Consider the following 22,923-nt stretch of genomic DNA (forward strand, 5'->3'; position numbering starts at 1 on the left):
GCCCGGCGGCCCGGCACCCGGCGGCCCCGACGGCGAGCGACGCGCACCCAGGCGAGGACGGTTCCCGTGTCCCACTCCTCCATCGAGGTCAACTCCTCGACGGCGGCCTTCTTCAGCGCGATCACCGGCATGCCCTGGCCGAAGATCCGCGAGGGCGAGCTGCGCGACGTCCGGGACGCCTACGAGCGCTTCGCCGAGGAGATGCCCGAACTGCGCGAGCAGATCGCCAAGGTCGCCGCCGCCTGCCTGCGCCAGGGCGAGGGCGCCACCATGGAGGCGTTCTCGCAGGAGCTGAAGTCCTTCATCGGCGGCACCGGCGGCGACGACTACGTCACGGCCGCCGGGGCCACCGCGAAGAAGCTCGCCGACTGCGCGGGCGACGTCGCCAACGCCGTCGAGTACACCAAGTGGATGGCCATCGCCCAACTCGTCCAGCTGATGGTCGAGATCGCGCTGGCGATCTTCTGGGCGCCGTTCAGCTTCGGCGCCAGCCTCTCCGGCCTGGTGCTGCGCAAGCTGCTCACCAAGGTCGCCCTGCAGGCGCTGATGAAGTACCTGCTCAAGACCATCCTGATGCACACCTTCGCCGGCCTGGTCGGCGGCCTGCTGATGGACGGCATCATCCAGGGCGTCCAGATCGGCCAGGGCAACCGCAAGGAGGTCGACAAGGAGTACACCAAGCAGGCCGCCCTGTTCGGCGTGATCGGCGGCGTGATCAGCGGCCCGCTCAGCCTGCTCGGCCTCGGCCTCGGCAAGCTGCTGGGCAAGCTGCTCGGCAGGAGCGGCGGCAAGCTGATCGCCGACAAGCTCAGCGACTACCTGGTGCGCGGCGACCTCCAGGGCCTCAAGGGCCTGCTGAAGGCCGCCAAGGAGGCCGCCGAGAAGGAGGGCCGGACGGGTTCGCTCGGCTCCCTCGGCAAGCAGGTGCTCGCCAAGTCCGAGAAGGAGCTCGCCGAACTGAGCTTCACCAAGAAGGAGGCCAAGGCGCTCGCCCGCGAACTCGGCAACCTGCTGGAGGCCGCCACCGAGCAGCTGCAGAACGGCTTCGGGAAGGTCGGCAGGGGCACCCTCGCCGAGATCTTCGAGAAGGACATGGGGAAGATCTTCGCCAAGCACCTCGGCGAGTCGCTCGGCGGCAAGGAGGCGGCCCGGGCGCTCGGCCGCGAGTTCGGCGAGGCCTTCACCCGCAACTGGCTGGGCGCCGCCGAACGGACCGCCCTCAAGGAGGCGGCGGGCGCCGGGGCCGCCCACGCGGCGGGCTCCGGAACGGCCCACGCGGCGGGCTCCGGCGCCAGGGCCGTGCCGGGCGGCGAGCTCAGGACCGCGCTCGGCGACGTCCTCAAGGGCGTCGACCCCAAGGCGGCCGGCCTCTCCGCCCGGCACGTCGAGATGCTCGGCACCCACCTGCCCGACCTGGCCGAGGGGATCACCGGCGGCAACCGGGCCTACCACCTCGGCGTCGCGCTCGGCGGCTACCTGCAGAGCGGCGTCCAGAACGTCCTCACCGAGGGCTTCTACAACCTGATCTTCGGCGAGAACCACGAGTTCACCGTCACCGCCGGCAGCTTCCTCGGCGGCGTGCTCACCGGCGCCATGGGCCACGTCCTGCACCTCGGCGCCCAGCCGGTGATGACCCGCTACCAGCAGTGGGTGCACGAGCAGCAGTACCAGGCGGTCGGCGCGGGCGCCTCCGAGTACTTCCCGCTCCACCACCCGATCAGCTTCGCCGCCCTCGCCAGCCTCGCCTCCGGCAAGGTCGTGCCGTTCCCGGTGCCCCGGATGGGCCACCCCGGCGCGTACGAGGTCGCCAAGCTGCGCGGCGGCACCCTGGAGGACCTCTCCGACGCGATCGGCCACGCCTCCGGCAAGCCGGTCGCGTCGCCCCCGGCCGACCCCGAGGTCGCCGAGCTGCTCCAGTCGCTGCTCGAACACGCCGACCTCCGGCCAGGCGAGGACCTTGGCGGGCACTCCGACGAGCACACCGGCGGGCACACCGGCGACACCGGGCCGGTCACCGCCACCGGACCCGCCGTCAAGGTGCCCACGGAGAGCGGCGGGCACCTCGCCGCCCCGGGCGGGAACGGCGGGAAGCCGACGGTGGAACCGCCGGCCGGGCAGCCGCCCCTGCGGTCCCGGGAGGAGCACCTGGCGGCACCCCCGGCGCAGCACCGGCCGACGCCCCCGGCGAAGACGCCCACCGAGAGCCGCCACCCCGTCCTGGAACCGCTCGCCGACACCGAGCGGCAGGCCCCGGGCATCGCGTCCGTGCTGCTCGGCCACCAGGAGCAGCAGCACCAGCCCCCGCACCGGGAGCAGCCGCAGCACCGGCAGCAGGAGGCGGACGAGCTGCCCGACCTCCCGAAGACCGGGCAGCCGAACCTGGTGGGCGGCCCCGCCGAGCAGGTGGCGCCGCCGTCGGTGCCGCACCCCGTCGAGCAGGACGGGACGGTCCCCGTGCCGCCGCCGCACGAGCACCCGCAGCAGCCGACGCCGCCGCCGGCCGCCGGGCTGGTGGACGGCTGGTACCCGGTGACCGCGGACGGCGGGCTGCCGCGCCCGCCGCAGGCCACCGGACCGGAGGTGCGCCGGCTGCCCAACGGGGTCGTCCGGCACGACGAGGGCTGGCGGCGCGACGCGGACGTCGAGGACGGCTCCCCGCTGAGCGCCTTCCGGACCCGGTGGCACCGGCCGGCCGACGCGGGGGAGCCGCTGCACTACTACCCGGAGCACTGGAGCGGGGCCGACCTCCAGCGGCACCTCCGGACGGTCGCGCGGCACCCGGAGCGGTGGGAGCAGCTGGAGAACGGGCTGCTGCTGCACGGGGCGGCCGACGGCGTGCGGATCGAGCTGTTCTTCGACCCGGCCGGGAACCTGCTGCTCCACCGCCCCGCTGCCGAGCAGCACCGCCACGAGAGCTGGCACGAGGACGGGGTGACCGGCCGGGGCGAGGCCGTGCCGCTGCCCGGGACGGGCCCGGTCACCGTCCGCCGGGTGCGCTTCGACAGCGGACAGGAGGGCTTCGAACTCACCGGCCGGGTCCGCCTGGAGCGGCCCGCCGGGCCGGACGCGGACGCCCGGACCGCCGCGGCCCGCAACGAACTGCGCAGGCTCGCGGACCGGTACACCGAGAGCCAGCAGGACGGCATGGCGGGCATCCCGGTGCGGCTGCGGCTGGAGTTCACCGACGACCCCGCCGTCCCCGCGACCGCGCCGCCCCCGGCGGGGACACCGCTCAGGCTGCGCCGGGCGCTGCCCGACCTGATCGACCACACCGACCTGGACGAGCTGTACAACCGGCTCGGGGCGGAACTCCACCAGGCGCCCCCGGTACGGGAGTTGCGCCTCAGCGCGGACGAGGCCGCGCCCCGCGCCGCGTTCTCCGAGGAGGCCTGGAACGACCCCCGGCGCGGCCTGCCCGCCGAGTGGTCCCGCGCGGACGCCCGGCACGCCGCCCACCAGGTCCTCCGCACCGGCCGCTCCGAACCGGCCGGCGAACCGCGGGACGGCCGCGCGGCCCCGGCGGTGGTCCGCGGCGAGCACGCCGGGGTGAAGCTCAACGTCCGGGTCGAGGACGGCCTGATCACCGACGTCTGGGGCGAACCCGACCAGCGCTTCCGCCCCCAGCGCTCCGCCGCCCCCGAGGCCGCGCCGACCGTGCTGGGCACCCGCGAGGTCCGCCCGCCGACCGCCCCGGCCGCCCGCGGCCAGGCCGCCCGGGCCTTCGAGTCCTTCCAGGCCACCCGCCACCTGCTGCCCGACGGCGACACCGAGACCCTGATCACCCTGCGGGTGCACCTGGACACCCGCCACCTCGACCCCGCCGACCCGGCCGCCTCCCGGGCCCTCGACGCGTTCCGGCAGCGCGCCCGGCAGGGTGTCGCCGACGTCTACGACCGGGGCCAGCGGCTGCCCGGCGGCGACCGGCTGCGGGTCGAGGTCGTGTTCGTCGACGACCCGGCCGCCGCCCACCACCGGGTGACGATCCAGCGCGACGGCTACCGCAGCGACGTCCACAACTGGACGCTGCGCGACGACGGCGTCACCGTCGCCCACGAACTCGGCCACGCCATGGGCCTGGCCGACGAGTACCGCGAGGCCGGCAGGGGCTTCCGCCCGATCCACCCCGAGGGCGGCCTGATGGGCACCTGGTACCGCGACGGACAGGGCCTGCTCGCCCTCGACCAGGACCGGCCGGTCCGCGGCGGCCGCCAGGACGAGAGCGGCGCCCTCCTGCACGCCCGCAACCTGCGGCAGCTCGGCGCCGTCGTCGACCACGCCTTCCGCACCGGCGCCCCCGCCCTCCCGCACCCCGACCTCCCGCACCCCGCCCCGCGGCCGCACCCCGCCGACCTGCCGCCGCGCGCCCGGTTCGACGAGGACGCCCGCCGCACCGCCCTGTACGGCGGCCCGCACGGCGGCGGCCACCTGTACGCCCCGCCCGGCTCCGGCCGCGAACGCCCCGCCCCGCTGCCCGGCGGCACCCACCGCAACGGCACCTTCCAGGTGGTCGGCGGCCCCGACCGGCGGTCCGGGTCGTACCTCGACGCCCTCGGCGAACGCCTCGTCCCGCGCCCCTCCGACCTGGCCGGAGACCTGGCCGGCAGCCCGGCGGACCGCCGCCCCCCGGCCCGCCACCGCACCGTCTTCCCCGAGCACTGGACCGCCGACGACGCCGTCTACGCCGCCGAACAGGCCTACCTGCACGCCCTGCGCCACGGCCGCACCACCCGGACCGGCCCGCACAGCCACCGCTGGGAGGGCGAGTACGGCGGCGTCCGGATCGAGGGCGAGGTCCGGGCCGGCGAGTTCACCTCCTTCCGCCCCGCCGACCGCCAGGCCGACCTCGACGCCCCCGCCCACCTGCCCTGGCGCCCCACCCGGCGCGCCTTCGACCTGCCCGGCGACGACCTGCTCCAGTACGGCGACCGGCACACCATGACCGGCGTCCACCACGCCCCGAAGGACGCCGCCCGGGACGCCCACGGCATCCGGATCAGGCCCGTCGAGGACACCCTGCACGAGAACGGCACCTACCGGGCGGAGGTCTGGTACCTCGACCCGACCGTCACCCCCGGCGCCCCGCTCGCCCGGTTCACCACCCGCTGGCACCGCCCCGCCGACCGGCCCCCGCACACCATGTACCCCGAGCACTGGACCGTCGCCGACGTGCACGACGCGGTCGAGGCGGCCTACCGCAACCGGCGCGACCCGCGCCCCGACGGCCCCGGCCCCGACGGCACCGGCCCCGAGCACTGGGTCGGCGAGACCGAGGTCCGCACCCCCGACGGCCGCACCGCCACCCTCCGGATCGAGGGCGTCACCCGGGACGGCCGCCACCTCGTCCACCGCCCCGCCGACGACCAGCCCGGCACCCGCTGGCACCAGGCCGACGTCACCGCACTGACCCCGCCCGCCGAACACCCGCGCCCCGAAGGGCCGGTGACCGTCCGGCACGCCCGCTTCGCCGACGGCCGCGAAGGCGTCGAACTCACCGTCACCCTGGGCCTCGACCTCCACTACGACGTCAACCGCCGCACCGGCGACGCGTACTGGAAGGCCCTGCAGCAGGCCCTCGACACGCACACCGCGGGCGACCCGCCGGTCCGGATCCGGCTCGACCGCGACCGCTCCGTGCAGGGCGGCGGACGCCGCCTCGCCCTCTCCGCGGAGGCCGCCGGCCGCGCGCCCGACCTCGACGCCGCGCTCACCGCCCTGTTCGGCCCCGGCCACCCCTCGGTGCGCGCGCTCGCCCGCGAACTCGCCGCCGCCCACCCCGCCACCGACTGGCAGCCGCACGGCGACCCGCACCGCACCAGCGCCCCGCTGCGCGAACCCGTCACCCCCGGCACCGGCCACCGCCCCGCCACCGTCACCCTCGACCCGCCCGCCGAACAGGCCTGGAGCACCCGGACCCTCGCCCCCGGCCTCACCCCCGAGGGCCGCGGCCTGCCGCGCAGCTGGACCGTCGCCGAAGCCCAGCAGGCCCTCCGCGACGCCCGGCAGACCGGCACCCGCACCGACCCGGCCACCGGCCTGGACTACACCGTCGTCCGCTACCGGCAGGGGACCGTCACCGAACACCGCACCGACCCGGCGACCGGCGAGGAGCACACCGCCCTGCGGCAGCAGGTCGTCGACCTCGAGTACCGCACCGACCCCGACACCGGCCTGATCGTCGACTACCGGGCCGTCCCCGGCCAGCGCTTCCCCTCCCAGTACCGCCCCGCCCGCCCCGGCACCACGGCCCTGCCCCACACCCCGCACACCCCGACCGGCCCGACCGGTCCGACCGGCCCGGTCGGGCCGCACACCGCCCAGCCGTTCCGCCCCGAGGCCGCACCCTCGCTCTACCTCGACGCCGACGGCCTCTGGCACCGCCCGCACACCCCCGACGGCGCCACCGCCGGTCTGCTGCGCCCGCGCGGCAACCCGGCACACCCCGCCCCGGAGGTCGGCCCCAACGGCACCGTGCGCGTCCACGACTGGACGCTCCGCCCCGGCATCCGGCCCGACTCGCCGCTCGCCGCCTTCCCGTCCAACTGGCGGCGCCCCGCCCACGACCAGGGCCACGTCCACTACCCGCCGACCTGGAGCGCCGCACACGCCCACCAGCAGGCCCGGACGGCCGCCGCCGCCCCGCTGCGGCAGCTCGCGCTCGCCGACGGGCGCCGGTACTTCGTCGGCGATGCCGGCGGCGTCCGGATCGAGGGACTCGCCCACCCCGACGGCACCCTGCAGGCCCACCGCCCCACCCCCGACCAGCCGCCCGCCCCGCACCCGCCCGCCACCGACCCGACCGCCCCGCCCCGTCGGCCCGGCTACCTGCTGACCGGCCGCCCCCGGCCCGAACAGCCCCCCGGCACCGCGTGGACGGACGGCACCGAGGCGGGCCACCCGTCCTGGCCGCACTGGGCGCCCGGCGCCACCGGCCACGACCTGCCCCCCGCCTGGACGTTCGAACAGGGCCGGTTCGCGGTGAACCGGATCCTCGCCGACGCCATCGCCACCGGCGTCGCCCTGCCCGCCACCGGCACCGCCGTGCTGCGCGGCGACCACGCCGGCGTCCGCATCGACGTCACCCTGCACGACGGCGTCGTCACCGACTACCGGGCCGTCCCCGTCCGGGTCGTCCCGCCGACCGACCCCGCCCGCACCCTCACCCCGTTCCAGCGGGCCCAGCACTTCGACGTCCACCGCAACGACCTCCCGGACGGTGAACGGGAGACCGTGCTGACCCTCCGGATCGGCCTCGACACCAGCCGGCTCCGGCCCGGCGACGCCGACCGGCTCGGACAGCTCCTGGAACGCGTCCGCCTCGGCGTCGACCGGGTCTACAACCAGGGCCAGCGCCTGCCCGACGGCGACCTGCTGCGGGTCCGGGTCCGGTTCGTCGACCCCGCCACCGACCCCGCCGCCGACCCGCACAGCACCGTCACCGTCCACCGCGCGGACCACGAGGTCGAGGCCCACCACTGGAACCTCGACACCAGCGGCCCCACCCTCGCCCACGAACTCGGCCACCACCTCGGCCTCCCCGACGAGTACCGCAACCCCGAGGGCGCCCGCCGCCCCGTCTACGCCGACGGCGGCCTGATGGGCGCCGACCGGATCGACCAGGACGGCCGGATCCACCCCGAGACCTTCAACTGGGGCGCCGACGACCTCGTCGAACACGACAACGCCCACCTCCAGCCCCGCAACCTGCGCCAACTCGGCTCCGTCATCGACCTCGCCCGCCGCCAGGACGACCGGCCCCCCACCGACCACCCCCGCCCCGACGGGCTCCCCGCCCGCGCCGCCTTCCACCGCACCGCCCGGCAGCACGCCCTGCACGGCCCCGACGGCGACGGCACCGGCCACCTCGCCCCGCCGCTCGGCGACGCCCGCCCCCGCCCCCGACCCGTCCCCGGCACCGCCAACCCCAACGGCACCTACCGCGCCGAGAACCCCGCCCCCGGCGGCGGCCCGCGCCGCGCCGCCGACGACAACGCCGCCCCGCGCGAACGCCGCACCCGGATGATGTTCCCCGACGACTGGACCTCCGACCAGGTCGTCTACGCCGCCGAACAGGCCTACCTGCACGCCCTGCGCCACGGCACCGTCCGCCCCGCGGGACTCGGCCACCACTGGGTCGGCGAGTACGCCGGCGTCCGGATCGAGGGCGAGCTGCGCGGCGACCGGTTCGCCTCCTTCCGCCCCTCCGACGACCAGCGCGGCTTGCACCGCCCCGACTTCCAACCGCCCCGCCGCACCGACCACCCCATCGACCAGCGCTCCGTCGACCACACCCTGTACGGCGACCGGCAGACCCTGACCGGCGTCCACTACCGCCCCTCCGGCAGCTCGGGACCGGCCCGCGGCGTCATCGTCGGCCCCGTCGTCCACACCCACGAGAACGGCGTCCAGCTCGCCCCCGTCTGGTTCCTCGACCCCCGGGTCACCCCCGGCAGCCCCGAAGCCGGCCGGGCCGCGCACTGGCACCGCAACACCGAACAGGGCCCGCACACCCTCTACCCCGAGGAGTGGGGCGGCGCCGAGATCGAAACCGCCGTCAACGAGGCCTACCACCACGCCACCGACGCCGAACTCCTCGCCGACGGCCGCACCTGGCGCTGGACCGGCCTCGCCCACCTCCCCGACGACGAGTTCCCGGTCCGGATCGAGGGCCTCACCCGCGACGGCCGCCACCTCGACCACCGACCCACCCCCGACCAGCCCCACACCGACTGGCGCGACCACGCCGTCACCACCACCACCGAACACCGGTGGGGCGCCCTCGGACCCGCCGGAACCGACCCGGTCGGCATCCGGCACGTCCGCTTCGCCGGCGGACAGGCCGGCGTCGAACTCCTCGTCCCGCTCCACCTCGACGCCCCCGGCGCCACCCCCGAACAACTCGACCACCACCTCGCCCGCCTGCAGGACGCCCTCGACGCCCACCTGCGGCAACTCACCGACGACACCGACCCCCTGGTCCGGATCCGGCTCGCCCTCACCCCCGACCCCGACAGCGCCCACTCCAGCACCCCGCTCACCCACCCCGACGACCCCGTCGACCTCGACACGCTGCTGCCCCGGATCACCGAGGAAGCCGACGGCGACCTCCACGCGTACCTCCGCGACCTCGGCGGCGAACCCCCCGCCGACGGCTGGCACCGGCTCCCCACCGAAACCCCCGCCCCGCTCGACCTCCCCGCCGCCCCCGGCACCGGCCGCCGCCCCGCCACCGCCGACCTGCTCGGCGACCGCCGGGCCGAGACCGACGCCGCCTTCCACCCCGCCCTCCACCCCGGGGACGACCCCGCCCCGCCTCCGCACTGGAGCACCGCCGAAGCCCGCTTCGCCGCCAACTTCGTCCGCACCAACACCCCCGGCACCCCCGACCCGCAGCGCCCCGGCACCACCGTCCACCGGGGCGACCTCGCCGGACAGCACTTCGTCGTCGAGACCGAAGACGGCCGCATCACCGCCTACCGGCACGAACCCATCCACGCCGACCCCGGGCCCGACGTGGAGATGGCCGAACCGATGCTCCGGCGCGGCAGCGGCGGCGGCAGCGACAGCGGCAGCGGTAGCGGCAAGGACGGGGACGGTGGTGGCGGTGGTGGCGGGGACGGCCGCCCGCCGGTGGGCCGACGGCTGTCCGTGCCCGACGACGGACTCTGCCTGCTCCACGCGGTCGGCGTCAGCGCCCCCGACCTGGTCGCCGGACACCCCCTGCGGGAGAAGTCGACGGCGCGCCGGCTCATCGAACGGATCGCCCGGCACTTCGCCGGCCTCGACCTGGCGGACATCCCGCCCGAGATCACCCGGAGCCTCCGGGTCCGGGACCTCAACGAGAGCCGGTACCACCCGGACGAGCAGCGCGCGCTCCTCACCCCGGGCCAACGCGCCGCCGCCGGAGACCTCAGCTACGAAGAGGTGCGGCTCCAGGCCATCAGCGGGCTCTTCGAGCGCAGCGACGCCGGCTGGACGCGGCGACTGTCCCGCGAGGAACTGCTCGCCCACCTCGCCCCGGAGGACCGCGCCACCGCCGAGACCCTGGACCACCGGCACCTCGCCGAACTCGTCCACGAACGGACCCGCCGCCTGGACGACACCATGCTGCGGAGCGAACGCGACAACCTGCTCAGGGCCGTCCGGCTCTGGGCCTGGAACTCCGACTACGGCGACAGCTTCCCCGCCGTCCTCGCCCACGCCCTGGGCCTGCGCCTGCGCGTGGTGGCCGTGGGCGGCGGCGCCGACCAACTGGTCGGGCCGGAGGACGGACGGCCCCTCAACATCTACCGCGACGGCGCGCGGAACCACTACGAAGCCAGCGAACCGCCCCCGCCCGCCCTGCTCACCACCCTCGCGACCACCGTCCCCGACCTCGTCCGCGACCTCACCCGGAGGTACCCCGCCCTGGGCCCCGACCCCGAACCCGTCCGGGTCCTGCGCGAGGCGATCGCCGACTACCTGAACACCCCGAACCGCAGGCTCCCCCCGAGCCTCCTGGCCCTCGTCGACACCAGCCCCCGCCACCGGACGGAGGAACCCGGGGGCGCACTGCTCCACCAGCAGGCCCTCACCACCCTCCGCAACCGCTTCGGCGACCCGGAAGACCCGCTGCCCCCCACCGACTCCGACCTCCTCCCGTCCCTGCTCGCCCACGCCCTGGGCATCCGCTTCCGCACCACCCACGAATCCCCGGACACCGTCGGCCCCGAACACGCCCCCCTCGTCGAACTCGCCTACCCCCGGAAGGACGCCGGCACCAAGCCGGACGACCACGAGAAGCGCCGGGCCGAGGAAGAAGCCGCCAAGGCGAAGGCGGAGGTCGAGGAGGCTGCGCGGGTCCTGCGGGAGAAGGCTGACGCGGAGGCGAAGGCTGAGGAAGAAGCCGCCAAGGTGGCGGCGGAGAAGGCGGAGGCCGAGGAGGCTGCGCGGGTTCTGCGGGAGAAGGCGGACGCGGAGGTGAGGGCGAAGGCCGAGGAGGAAGCCGCCAAGGCGGCGGCGGAGAAGGCGAAGGCTGAGGAGGCTGCGCGGGTGCTGCGGGAGAAGGCGGACGCGGAGGCGAGGGCGAAGGCTGAGGAGGAAGCCGCCAAGGCGGCGGCGGAGGAGGCGAAGGCGAGGGAGGAGCAGCAGGAGAAGCCGGCGGAGGTGAGGCAGCAGACCGAGGTGGAGAAGCTGCGCGCGGAGCGGGCGGAGCAGGAGGTCGCACGGTTGCAGCGTGCGAAGGCGAGGGAGGAGGCCGAGCAGGTTCAGCGTGCGCAGCAGGAGGAGGACGCGAGGGCGAAGCAGCAGGCGGCTGCGGAGAAGCTGCGTGCGGAGCGGGCGGCAGACGAGGACGCGCGGTTGCAGCGTGCGGAGGAGCGGCAGCGGCGCGAGCGGGAGGAGGACGAGGCGAAGCGCAGGCTCGTGGAGGAGGAGCGGCAGCGGCGCGAGCGCGAGGAGGACGAGGCGAAGCGCAGGCTCGCGGAGGAGGAGCGGCAGCGGCGCGAGCGCGAGGAAGAAGAGGCGAAGCGCAGGCTCGCGGAGGAGGCGCAGCAGCGCCGTGAGCGCGAGGAGGCGGAGGATGCGCGGCGTCCGCCGAAGACGGTGATCGAGGGCGGGGACCTGGTGCTCGCGCTGACCGAGAACGAGGCGGCCGTGCGGCAGAAGGTCATCGAGGTGCTGTCGGCGACGGCGGACGGTGACCGGGCGGCGGTGCGGGCCTTCGCGGAGGCGTATTTCGGGGCGGCCGTGCTGCGGCCGATCCTGGCGGCGGTGTCCCGGGGGGAGACGTGGCGGGCGCCGTTCCGGGGGAGGGGGTGGAGCGGGGAGGTGGTGCTGCGCGGCACGCTCGACCGGGCGGAGCGGCGGACGGGGCGCACGAAGATCGAGTTCGAGAACGGGGCGGACCGGTCCGTCGTGGTCGGCGGACGCGGCGAGAGGCAGTGGCAGTTCGGCGTCGGCGGCCAGGTCCGGCACACCAACGACAGCATCGAACTGGCGGAGCTGGTCGGCTACTTCCACGATCGCGGCCAGGGCGAGACGTACGCCGAGGTCAGTGGTGTGGTGGCGCGTTCGAAGACCTCGGTCGACGCGGTCGTGTACGACTCCACGATGGCCCTCGAACTGGACTTCGGTGGTCTGCGCTACAAGGGCGCCCCGGTGCGGTCGGGCTCGGGGACGACCGAGCCGGTGAGCGTCGGCCTGGCCGTCGCCGTGCCGAGGCACCGGCCGGCGCCGGAGGGCGTGGAGTTGGTGCCCCCGCCCCGGCTGGGCGAGGACGGCCGGATCGGCGGGCAGGAGATCGTCCTGGAGTTGACCCCGCGCGCCCGGCAGTCGGACGCCGAACAGCCGCACGCCGAACAGCCGGACGCCACGCGGAGGACGCCGGTGGAGCTGCTGCTGGACCAGGTGCAGGCCGAGGCGGCGGCGGAGGTGCGGGAGAACTGGCCCGAGCTGCGGGCGAAGATCCTCGCCGAGGTCGATTTCGCCCGGCTGCACCACGAGTTGAAGAGCGCCACGGCGGGTGAGCCGATCACCGTGCTGCTGACCGACGCGGACGGCGCGCCCCTCGCCTGGGTGGACATCACCGCGAAGGTCAGGGACCTGCGGGTGGCCGGCGTGACGGAGGCGACCGAGTTCAACATCGGCACCGTCGTGCAGCAGGCGAGCGGCAGCCAGCGCAGCCGGGGGCACGCCGGGCAGTTCCCGCTGTTCCCCACCACCGGACCGGTCCTGGGCAACGGGGTGGTCAACGGCGGGGCCAACCAGCGGCATGGCCGGGAGGGCGTCGTGATCGAGGGCAGCGGCCTGACGTCCCAGCTGACCAGCAAGGCGAAGGTGCCCGGCGTCCTGTACGACGGCACCGTCGAGTTCACGATGGCCTTCAACGGCAAGCCCGGGAAGGCGGCCGGCGAGGCGGACGTCCGGTTGCTGGTCGACCGCCGGGACACCGAGGAGCGGCCCCTCCTCCCGAAGCCGGAGACCGTGACGGAGGCCGGGGGCGTCGAGGAGGCGCCGACCCACCGGCTCCCCGGCCCGGTGGACGACATCTGGGCGAACGGCCTGGACGACACGGTCGTGGTGCGGGACCTGGAGGGCACGGCCGCCCTGCGCGAGGTGCTGGACGAGAACGGCCGGAAGCACTTCGGGAAGGACTGGGCGGGGATCCGGGCCGAGGCGCTGGGGGCGGTCAACCTGCCGCAACTCGCCGCCCACATGACCGCGATGACCAGGGGCGAGCGGCTGGAGGTCAGGCTGGGCGGCAAGGACGGCATCGTCGTCGCCTTCACCGCGCGGCTCGACAGGCTGACCCACCGCCGGGCCGACGAGCAGGCCGAGCTCAACCCCGTGAACGAGACCAACGCCCTCAGCGAGGTCCGCGGCCTGTTCTCCCGCACCGACACCGGGCACGCCCTGGGCGGCGGGAAGGCCAAGGTCGGTGCGGCCGGCATCGGCCTGGAGGCGGCGGTGGTCGGCAGCGGCCAGGAGCGCAACCGCGCCGGCTGGCGCGACCGCGGCAACGAACGCGTCGTCGCCAACGGCAAGTACAAGCTGCCGCAGGTCCTCTACGGCGCCGAGCTGACGGTGAACGTCGAGGTCAGGGCGAAGGGCCGGACGACGTCGGCCGAGGAGACGGTCCGGATCGAGATCGGCCTGGACCGCAACAGCACCGTCGAGCGCGAACTCCCCAGGGGACAGAGGGACTTCAACCGCCCCGAACCGGACGAGGAGGGCGCGAGCAGGAAGCCGGAGGCGAACGGGAACGCAAACGGGAACGGGAACGCGGACGCGGACGGGAGCAGGAGGCGGGAGGGCGAGCCGCCCGTCCCCGCCCTGCCGCCCCGCGTGCGGGAGCGCAACGAGCTGAACGCGTCCTACGTGGTGCACAGCCTGGGCAGCACCGCCGAGGTCCGTGCCAAGGTGAAGGCGATCGTCGAGGCGAGGCACACGCTGACGGCGGAGCACGAGCGGCGGATCGACCGGGCCTTCACGCACCTGGTGCTGAAGGGGCAGCTGTCCCGGCTCAGCCGGGGGGCGAAGCTCACCGAGACCCTCGGCGGGCGGCTGTGGAGCGCGGAGATCACCCTCACCGCGAAGGTGCGGGAGCCGGTCGCGCACGGGAAGGCCGGGGAGCCGGTGCCGCCGGGCCGGGTGAAGGCGTACGAGTTCGAGTCCGGCAGCCGGACGTCCCACGGGCAGGGGTACGTGCGGGACCGGGTGGTCCGGGGCACGGGCGGGGTCCAGGGCAAGGTCAAGGCGCTGGCGGCGGAGCTGAACCTGGGGCACGTCCGGCGGAGGGACCGGACGCACGGCGAGGCGGTGGACGTCGTCGGGTCGGTGGCCAACCGGGGCAAGCACGTCGAGGAGGCCGTGGTGTTCGACCTCGACGCGGTGTACGACGTCGAGGTCAGGTTCACCCGGCTGGGGCGGGCGGACGGACCTCCGGTCACGGATTCGGCGCAGGCCAGGGCCCGGGTGGCGGTCCCGCTGCGGGACACCCTCGCGCAGGACGTGCCGAAGGCCAGGCCGGGGGAGACCGCGGAGCAGGCCGCCGTGAGGAAGGCCGCCGCGGAGGAGGCGGCTGCCGAGGCGGCCGCGAAGAAGGCGGCGGAGTCCCTGGAACGGCACCGCCTGGACTCCTCGGCGATCGTCACCGACATCCACTCCGTGACCGAACCCGCCGGGGGACCCCGGCGGACGCTGGGGGAGTCGCTGGTCGACCAGCTGGAGGACGGGCCACGGCGCTGGAAGGCGGCGGCGCGGGAACAGCAGGGCGGGACGGCGGAGGGCCGGAAGTCGGCGGTGGCCGCGGCGGTCGCGGTCGGGCGGGCGGCGAAGGGGCTGTTCGGCAGCGGCGACTGGGCGCGGGCGCGCGAGGCGCTCGTCGCGGAGCTCACGCCGGACCGGTTGCAGGCCAGGCTGAAGGGGATGCTGGCGGGCGACCGGTTCCCGCTGCGCTCCGGACGGGTCACCGTCGAGACGGAGACGGTGCTGCTCGGGCGGATGGAGCACCTGGGAGCCGCGGGGACCACCGAGTTCAACGCGGGCACCGACGTGCAGCACGGCTTCGTCGACTCCGGCTCGGAGACCCACTCCGGCGCGGGCCGCGGGCACAGCACCAGCGTCGGGGTGGCGGGCACCGTCCCGGCCGCGGTGCCGGTCACGATCGGGGTGACCGGCACCCACGGACGGGGCCAGGACCGGATCGAGGCGCTGACCCGGTCGGTGGCGGCCGGGTCGGCGACCAAGGCCAAGGTGCCGGGCAGCGCCTACCGGGGCGAGGCGGAGCTGCAGTTCACGATCACCTGGAAGCCGCTGTTCGGCCCGAAGGTGGTGCTGCGGAGCACGGCCCGGGTCGGGTTCGAGACCCTCGTCGAGACGGGCGAGACCGGGCCGGTGGTGAAGCCGGTCGCGTCCGGCGCGAAGGCGGCGCGGACGCTGCCGCTCGCACCGGACGGGGAGCAGGCCGTCCGGGTGCCGCCGGCGCGGGTCTGGGAGCGCGGGCTGGGCGACACCGACGTGCTGCGCTGGCTCGGCGACGTCGGCGGAGTGCAGGACATGGTGCGGGAGTTGGAGGCGAAGCACTTCGGCGGCGGCTCCGACGTCGCCCGGAACGTCACCACGCACAGCTACCTCTCCGCGCTGTTCTCCGGCGCCACCGGGGGCACCGACCCGGCCTCCGCCACCCAGCCGGGGAGATGGCCGCTCGGCGGTGGGAGGAGCATCGAACTCGGGGTGAAGATCCTGGAGTTGGACTACCAGGGCAAGGACGCCAAGGTCGAGCTCAGCCCGGCCAACGGCTTCGCGTCCGGCGCCACCGTCACCGAGCTGTCCGCCGGCAGCACCGGCGGCCAGGCGCGGGTCGGCCTCGGGTTCTCCGGCGACTTCTCGCACACCCCGGCGCTCGTGCTCGGCGCGCAGCGGACGGTCCGCGAGGGCGGCGGCCAGGGCGGCGCCGGGCAGACCGTCTCCAACGGCAAGTACCCGACCGAGATGGCCCGTTACAGCGGGTACGCCAGGGTCGAGGCGACCGCCTTCCAGGGCGGGCGGGAGCTGGGGAGGGAGAGCGGCGTGGTGCCGTTCACCGTCGACATCCCCTTCGCGGACACCAGGGAAAGCAAGGTGCCGAGCGACACTTTCCTTGCTTTCAGTGAAACCGTTCCCGAGGGCGACCTGAGATTCAACGGAGACCCGCAGCTGCTCCAGGACGCCCGGGAACTGCTGCACCCCGAGCGGGACGAGGACGGCCGCCTGCTCCCGCTCGACGCCGACCGCCGCAGCCGGCTGGCCGGCCTCGTCCGGATCGGACACGCGGCCTTCGGCCCCGGCTTCACCGTCCACACCGAGGAGGGCCGCACCCACCTCCGCACGGCCCACCTGCTGGCCGAACTCGCCGGCGCCGACCACCGGCAGGTGACCGACCTGGTCCGGGAACTGCTGCCGCCGGCGCGACGGACCGAACCCACCGGCGTCGACCTCCAGGAGCTGTTCAAGCGGATGGAGCGCTGGCTCGGCCGACGCGACGACGGCGCGGGCACCCCCACCCTGGACGACCTCCGCGCCGCCGCCGACAACGGCTGGCGCTCGGAGGAGGACATCCTCTGGGCGCTCAACCCGTGAACGGGTGAACCGCCGGGCCGGGCCGGGCCGTACCTCCGGGGTGGGAGCGCGTACGGGCCGGTGGCGCCGGACGCCCCCGCAGACCGGACCGCTAGGCAGCCGAGGAGCTTTTGGTGGGTACGAGCACGGACGGGAACGGCCCGCAGGGCACCGCTGGCGGCATCCAACTGCCGCCGGTCGCCTGGGAGATCGAGGACGCGGACGCCGGCGCCGGCACGCCCGGGCCGACGTACGGCCGGGTGCTGCCCGACCCCAACCGCAAGCGCCAGGCCACCGCCCCGACCAAAGCACGGCCGGAGCCGCAGCCGGAGTCGCAGCCGCAGCCGCAGTCGGAAGCCCAGCCCGCCGCCGCCGCGCCCGCCGTGCCCGAGTACGGCCGGACCGAGCCCGCCGCCGCCGACGGCCGCCGCGCGCCCCGCCCGCCGCGCACCTCGCCCCGGGTCTTCCCCTTCCTGTCCCCCGAGCCCGAGCCCGAGCCCGAGGCCGAGCCGGGGACGGCGCCACCGCCGGCCGCCGGGCCCGGCGACGGCGGGTACGACGACAACGGGTACGACGAGGACGGCGGGGAAGAGGGCCCGGAGCGCCGGAGCCGGGTGCGCAAGCCGGTGGTGATCGCCGCGGTGCTGGCGGGCGCGCTGCTGCTCGGCCTGCCGTTCGCGCTCTCCGGCGGCGACCACCAGGGCGCCGCCGAGGTCGGCCGGGCGGAGCCGAGCCCGCTCGGCGGGCCCGAGTTGGGCGACCTGATCCCGACCCCGGGGCCGAACGACCCGACCGCCGTCGCGGTCCCGGTCGACGGCGCCTCGCCGCTGCCGCGCGACTCGTCCAGCCCGTCGCCGGGTGCCGACGGCGGCACGCCCACCGGCGCGTCCGGCACCCCGAACGGCGGCGCCACCGCCCCGGCCACCAAGCCGGGCACCGGCGGCGCCACGGGCGGCGGCAGCACCGGCAGCGGCGGCAGCACCGGCGGGGGAGGCACCGGCGGCGGCAGCACCGGTGGGGGGAGCACCGGCGGCACCGGCACCGGCGGCGTGGCCCCCGTCGTCCCCCCGCCGGCCCCGGCGAAGACCTCCGCGCCCGCCGCGCCGTCCTTCAGCGCCGTCGCCGGCCTCGGCTGCGCCACCGGCATCGACCAGAACGGCCGCTGGGCCGAGGGCACCACCGGCTGGACCACCAACTCCGCCGACGGGTACGCGGGTTCGGGCTGCAACGGCTCGTACGTGTCGGTCCCGATGTCCGGCGCGAGCGGCAAGGACGCGAGCGGCTCGGTGCTGTGGGCGTTCAACACCGCGCCGATCACCAGCGGCACCTGCAAGCTCTCGGTGTTCGTCCCGAACAGCGGCGACCCGAAGGTGGTCGGCGGCAAGCCCTCGTACTACACGGTGCAGCGCTACTTCAGCACCGGCGAGGGCACCATCGGCGCCTTCACCATCGACCAGACCGCCAACCGCGGCAAGTGGGTCAACGCCGGCACCTTCCCGGTGACCGCCGGGAAGCTCGCCGTGATGCTGCACGACCGCGGCATCGACTACGGCAGCGCCGCCCTCGACAAGGCCCACCACGCGGCCTCGGCGGTGCGCGCCGACTGCACCGCCTGACCACCCGCACCGCCTGACCGCCCGCACCGCCTGCACAGCCTGACCGCGAGAGCCACCGGGAACCACCGGGGAGAGGAAGCCCAAGCCCATGTCGCGCCACGTGCTGACGGTCTGTCCGGAGCAGCGGGACGGCCGGTACCGCACCATCGGCGAGGCGCTGGCCGCGGCCCGCAGCGGGGCGGTGATCTCGGTGCGCCCGGGCCGGTACGAGGAGAACCTGGTGATCGGCAAACTGGTCACCATCACCGCCGCCGAGGCCCGCGGCAGCGTCCGGATCACCGCCCGGCGCGGCTGCGTGGTCCAGGTGACGGCGGAGGCCGTGCAGCTGACCGGGCTGGTCCTGCAGGGCCAGGACGAGGAGCTGCCCACCGTCGACGTGCCGCGCGGGCAGGCCGCGATGCAGGACTGCGAGATCGTCGGCAGCTCCTGGACGGCGCTGCTCACCCGCGGCGAGGGCTCGCTGGCGATGCGCGGCTGCCGGGTCACCAACCCGGCGGGCGCGGGCGTCGTGGAGACCTCCACCGGCGGCAGCGTGATCGAGGACTGCGTGATCGAGCACCTCGGCAGCTCGGCCGTGGTGATCGGCGACCACGCCGACCCGCTGGTGCGCAACTGCGTGCTGCGCGACGCCCGGGGCAACGGCGTGTGCGCCAACGGCCAGGCCCGGGGCACCTTCGAGGGCTGCGACATCTCGGTGACCGAGAAGCCCGGCGTCGCCCTGGAGGAGCGCAGCACCACCCGCCTGCTGCGCACCACCGTCCGGGACGCCACCATCGGCGTGTACATCAGCTCCACCGAGCAGGTCGTGTTGGAGGAGTGCACCGTCACCGCCACCTCGGGCCACGGCTTCGCGCTGGCCGGCGGCACCGACCCGCGGCTGCGCGGCTGCCGGGCGCTGCGCACGGCGGGCCACGGCATCCACGTCACCGCCCGTTCCCGCGGCACCTTCGAGGACTGCGAGGTCGCGGGCGCGCACGGCACCGGCATCTGGGTCGGCGACTCGTCCGGCCCGGTGCTGCACCGCACCGTGGTGCGCGAGTGCGGCGCGGACGGGGTGGAGCTGACCGGCGACAGCGCCGCCGACGTCGACCGGCTGGAGGTCCGCGACGTCACCGGCACCGGCGTGCTGATCACCGACGGCGCCAACCCGCGGCTGCGCCGCACCGCCGTCCACCGGGCCGGCGCGGACGGGGTGGCCGCGCTGCGGGACGGGCGCGGGCAGTTGGAGAAGGGCGAGGTGCTGGACGCGGGCCGGTCCGGGATCCGGATCGCCGACGGTGCCGACACCCGGATCGGCGAGACCTCGGTGCGCGGCTCCGGCGGCTCCGGCGTGCTGGTCGGCCGGGTCGGCACCGCGACGCTGCGCGACTGCGAGGTGTCCGGCTCGGCCGAGGACGGCGTCACCGCCGAGGACGGCGCCGAGCTGAACGGCACCCGGCTGCGCTGCACCGGCAACCGCCGCCACGGCGTGCGGCTGGGCGCCGGGGCGCGGGCCGTGCTGGTCCGGCTCACGGCCGAGGAGAACGCGGGCGACGGCGTCCGCACCGACTCCGACGGGCCCGTCCGGCTCACCGACTGCACGCTCTCCCGCAACCGCGGCTCCGGCCTGCGGCAGGTGGTGCCCAGCGAGCGGCTCGCGGTCGAGGAGCTGACCAGCGAGGAGAACGGCCGGCCGGACGCCCACGGCACCGCCACCGCGAGCCCGGCCCCCGCTCCGACCGCCCCCGCCGATCCGGCCGCCCCCGCCGCCGCCCCCGCCCGGGAGCCGGAGCAGCCCGGGCCGCCGACCGCCCCGGCCGGACCGCTGGAGGTGCTGGAGTCACTGGTCGGCCTGGCCGGCGTCAAGGAGCAGGTCGCCACCCTGGTCAACCTCAACAAACTGGCCCGGCGCCGCGAACTGGCCGGCATGCCCGCCCTGCCGATGAGCCGCCACCTGGTCTTCGCGGGCCCGCCCGGCACCGGCAAGACCACCGTCGCCCGGCTGTACGGCAGCATCCTGGCCGAGCTCGGCGTGCTGCGCGAGGGCCACCTGGTCGAGGTCACCCGGGCCGACCTGGTGGCCGCGGTCATCGGCGGCACCGCGCTCAAGACCACCGAGGTGTTCCGCTCCGCGCTCGGCGGCGTCCTCTTCGTCGACGAGGCCTACACCCTCTCCACCGGCGGCGGCGGCAACGGCCCCGACTTCGGCCGGGAGGCGGTCGACACCCTGGTCAAACTGATGGAGGACCACCGCGAGGACGTCGTGGTCATCGTGGCCGGCTACTCCGCCGAGATGACCGACTTCCTCGCCACCAACCCCGGCCTGGCCTCCCGGTTCAGCCGCACCGTCGAGTTCGCCAACTACTCGGTCGACGAACTCGTCACCATCGTCGGACGCACCGCCGCCGGCCACGGCTACGAACTCGCCGACGGCACCGCCGAAGCCCTCCGCACCCTGTTCGAACGACTGCCCAGGGGCGAGGACTTCGGCAACGGCCGGGCCGCCCGCAAGGTCTTCGAGGAGATGGTCGACCGGCAGGCCACCCGGCTCGCCACCGGCCCCGAGGTCTCCGACCGGGACCTCGCCCAGCTCCTCGCCGAGGACGTCGCCCCCGCCGACACCCCGCCCGCCGGCCGGGGCGACGGCACCGAACCGCTCGCCGAACTGCGCGCCATGGTCGGCCTGCCCGCCGCCAAGGAGCAGGTCGCCGACCTGGTCGACCTGCTCCGGCAGACCCGCCGCCGCGAGGAGGCCGGCCTGCCCACCGCCCGGATCAGCCACCACCTGGTCTTCGCCGGCCCGCCCGGCACCGGCAAGACCACCGTCGCCCGCCTCTACGGCCGGCTGCTCGCCGAACTCGGCGTCCTCCCCGGCGGCCAGCTCGTCGAGACCGCCCGCGCCGACCTGGTCGGCCGCTACATCGGCCACACCGCCCAGCTCACCAAGGAGGCCTTCGACCGGGCCCGCGGCGGCGTCCTCTTCATCGACGAGGCCTACACCCTGACGCCCCGGCACGGCAGCGGCGCCGACTTCGGCCAGGAGGCCGTCGACACCCTGATGAAACTCATGGAGGACCACCGCGACGAGGTGGTGGTCATCGCCGCCGGCTACGAGGACGAGATGCGGCACTTCCTCGCCTCCAACCCCGGCCTGGCCTCCCGCTTCACCCGGCAGATCGAGTTCGGCCACTACACCGACGACGAACTCGTCACCATCGTCGGCCGCCACGCCGAGACCGCCGGCTACACCTGTGCCCCGCAGACCCTCGCCGCCCTCGCCCGGCACTTCGCCACCGTCCCCCGCGACCGCGCCTTCGGCAACGGCCGCTACGCCCGCCAGACCCTCGAAACGATGCTCACCCGCCAGGCCCGCCGCCTCGGCCGCCTCGACGTCGCCGACCTCTCCGAGCTGAGCCTGCTGCTCCCGGAGGACATCGCGGCGGGGAGCACCGGGTGAACCGGACCACCGGCGCCCGCGCCGCCGCCCTCGCCGCCGTGCTGGGCGCCGTGCTGGGCGCCGCACTGGGCGTGCTCGGCCCGGCGGCCGGCCGCGCGGCGGCCGACGGCGCGTCACCGACCGCGTCCGACCCGCCCGCCGTCACCCAGCTGCGCCCCGACGTCCAGCAGAGCGGCTGCCTGCCGCGCTCCGGCAGGCCCGCCGACCGGACGCCCTGGGAACGGGTGTACCTGCGGCCCGAGGAGGCCTGGACCCGCGGGCGCGGCGCCGGGGTCACGGTGGCCGTGCTCGGCTCCGGGGTGGACGCGGCGGCGGGCGCCGAGGGCGGCGCGCTGGCCGGGCGGCTCCGGCTCGGGCCCCGGATGTACGGGCAGGGCGGCTCCGGACGGGACTGCGTGGGTCACGGCACCTTCCTCGCCGCGCTGGTCGCCGCCCGCCCCGAGGCCGGCCGGGCCGGCGCCTCCGGGCCGGTCGGGATCGCACCGGAGGCGACCGTGCTGGCCGTCGCCGTCACCGACGACGCCGGGACCACCACCCCCGACCTGCTCGCCCAGGGCATCCGGGCCGCGGTGGACGGCGGCGCCCGGATCGCCGTGGTCGGGGTGCCCGTCCCCGCGCCGAGCCAGGCGCTCACCGACGCCGTCGGGTACGCCGCCGCCCACGACGTCCTGCTGGTCGCCCCGGCCGGCCCCGACGGGCAGCCGGGCCGGGACCCGGTCTACCCGGCCGGCTACCCGGGCGTCCTCGCGGTGGCCGCGGTCGGTCCCGGCGGCGCCCCCACCGCGACCGGCACCGCGAGCGGCCCGGCCCCCGCCCGGGTCGACCTGGCCGCCCCCGGCGAAGGACTGCTGGCCGCGGGCCCCGGCGGCGGCCACGTCACCTCCGCCGGCCCCAGCGGCGCGGCCGCGCTGGTCGGCGGCACCGCGGCCCTGGTGCTCTCCCGCGAACCCGGCCTGACGGCCGGCCGGCTCGCGGCCCGGCTGGAGTCCACCGCGTACCGCCCCGGCGGCACGCTGCCGGACCCGGGCCTCGGCTGGGGCACCGTCGACCCGGTGGCCGCGACGGCCGCCACCACCCCGCCCACCGGCACCCCGCCCGGCCCCGCGCCGGTCACCGTCCCGCCCGCTCCCGACCGCACCGCCACCACCCGGGCCACCGCCGTCGCCGCGACCAGCGCCGCCCTGGCCGCCGCGGTCGCCCTCACCACCGCCGCCCGCCGGGCCGCCCGCCGCCGCGCGGACGCCTGACAGCCGTACGCTGCCAGGGCGTTGGCGGAACGTTCGTGCGGCGTTGGCG

4 protein-coding genes are annotated in these 22,923 nt (G+C 76.2%); all 4 read left to right on the forward strand.

Annotated features, from left to right (window positions below):
- Window positions 1-66 precede the first annotated feature (66 nt).
- The 4 genes from ACZ3J7_RS10200 to ACZ3J7_RS10215 all read left to right on the forward strand — a co-directional run bounded on the left by ACZ3J7_RS10200 (window position 67) and on the right by ACZ3J7_RS10215 (window position 22,874).
- Window positions 67-16,596: an EndoU domain-containing protein gene (locus tag ACZ3J7_RS10200; protein WP_465618799.1), complete on the forward strand. Its 16,530-nt coding sequence runs from the start codon at window positions 67-69 to the stop codon at window positions 16,594-16,596.
- A 113-nt stretch (window positions 16,597-16,709) separates the two neighbouring features.
- Window positions 16,710-18,191: a hypothetical protein gene (locus ACZ3J7_RS10205; RefSeq protein ID WP_465618800.1), complete on the forward strand. Its 1,482-nt coding sequence runs from the start codon at window positions 16,710-16,712 to the stop codon at window positions 18,189-18,191.
- An 88-nt stretch (window positions 18,192-18,279) separates the two neighbouring features.
- Entirely contained in the window at window positions 18,280-21,627 is a 3,348-nt protein-coding gene (locus ACZ3J7_RS10210) for a right-handed parallel beta-helix repeat-containing protein (protein WP_465618801.1), read from the forward strand.
- Window positions 21,624-22,874 (forward strand): S8 family serine peptidase, encoded by a 1,251-nt coding sequence (locus ACZ3J7_RS10215; protein ID WP_465618802.1) that lies wholly within the window; start codon window positions 21,624-21,626, stop codon window positions 22,872-22,874. The genes ACZ3J7_RS10210 and ACZ3J7_RS10215 overlap by 4 nt, the downstream gene beginning before the upstream one ends.
- The last annotated feature ends 49 nt before the right edge of the window (window positions 22,875-22,923 follow it).

This window comes from Kitasatospora sp. NPDC015121 (assembly GCF_055562955.1).

Excerpts from the sequence above, each read along its gene's own strand:
- ACZ3J7_RS10210 (WP_465618801.1), top strand. The coding sequence starts at position 18,280 with ATGTCGCGCCACGTGCTGACGGTCTGTCCGGAGCAGCGGGACGGCCGG.